Raw genomic sequence first — 1631 nt, forward strand, 5'->3', positions numbered from 1 at the left:
ATGCCGAAACTTGTCAGGATGCCCAAACCGAGTTGTTATCCAGAACGTCCTTGGAGGTCAGCTATGCCGATGTGCGAGACCTGCGACCCATTGCGACCTTGACTCACTTGCAAATGCTGACCTTGATGGGCAATCCCATCGATGACCTCAGCCCCCTCACCAATCTCCACCAGTTAGTCACACTCAGCGTCGGGGATAGCGCCATTTCGGATTTGTCTCCGCTGCGGGGGATGACCAAGCTGAAATCGCTTTCCCTGTCCGGAAACCAGATCCAAGACCTGACTCCTTTGGCTGCCTTGACCGGGTTGGAAGATCTGTTTCTGAGTGAAAACCAGATTCAAGATCTACAACCCCTAGCTGGCTTAACCCAGCTAACCGGGCTCGCTGTTGATAACAATGCGATCGCCGAATTGACCCCATTAAGTCGAATGACTCAGCTTTACACGCTGTATGCCGAGGGTAACCAAATTCAAGATCTAACCCCGCTGGCTCAGTTGCCCATCTTGACAGAGCTGTCCCTGCGGGATAATCAGATCCAAGACCTATCGCCCTTGCAGTCCCTCCCCCTCACCTATGTGCTGCTGGATAGTAACCAGATTACTGACTTAACCCCCCTCACGGCGATCGCCAGTTTGTCGTCTATTTCCGCCGATGACAATGCGATCGCCACCCTACCCGACCTAACCGGCTTGCCCCAGCTAATAACCTTGAGTCTCCAAGCCAATATCATAGAAGATTTGACACCGCTGAAGAGCCTACCCAGCCTGCGATGGCTTAATCTAAATGCTAACGCTATTCAAGATATTGCCCCCCTTGCTTTCTTGCCAGAGCTTCATACCCTTTCCCTTAATAACACAGCACTAATCGGTTACCACAACGGCACTGAAACACGTTCATTTCAGGGCAATAATTTCGTTACGGATCTCAGTCCACTGCAAAATATTCCCTACCTGTCAGAGTTATCAGTGCAGGACAATGGTGTGGATGACCTAACCCCGTTAGCCTCCATGGATGCCTTGCGACTGCTCGATCTCTCCCGCAATGGAGTGACCGATATTCAGCCCCTCTCGGCTCTCTTGACCCTGAACACGCTGAACTTGGCAGGCAATCAGATCAGCGATATTAGCCCCCTTGCGAATCTCACCCAACCCTTTGGCCTGTTTAGCCTAGATCTCAGTTTCACCCAGCTCTCCGACCTCCGTCAGTTGCCGATATTTCCCCAACTGTACACATTAAAACTTCGGGGCAATGGCATAGCAGATTTAACCCCCCTCGACCAGTTCCCTGAGCTGATGGAACTCGATCTGAGTGCGAATCAGATTACGGATTTGTCCCCATTGGCGACTCTCTTTAACCTGAACGATTTAGATCTGGGCAGCAACCAAATCCGTGATGTCCAGCCCTTGGCAACCCTGTCCAACCTGCGAACCCTCAGTCTTTTCGATAACCAATTGGAAGATGTCAGCCCCCTGACGGCATTGCAAACCCTAAACGAGTTATCCCTATCCTTCAACCATGTCCAGAATGTTCGTCCTTTGGCTGGGTTAACCGAGCTATACCAGCTCGCTTTAGTCAAGAATAATGTGCGCGATGTCAGCCCTTTAGCCCCATTGGTAAATTTAGAGTATCTA

The 1631-nt window shown here is 50.9% G+C and carries 1 protein-coding gene; it reads left to right on the forward strand.

Annotated elements, in window-relative coordinates:
- On the forward strand, window positions 1-1631 hold a 1631-nt coding region (locus tag V6D20_01165; GenBank protein ID HEY9814407.1), incomplete at both ends, for a leucine-rich repeat domain-containing protein.

This window comes from Candidatus Obscuribacterales bacterium, from assembly GCA_036703605.1.
In the GTDB taxonomy this organism is placed as follows: Bacteria; Cyanobacteriota; Cyanobacteriia; order RECH01; family RECH01; genus RECH01.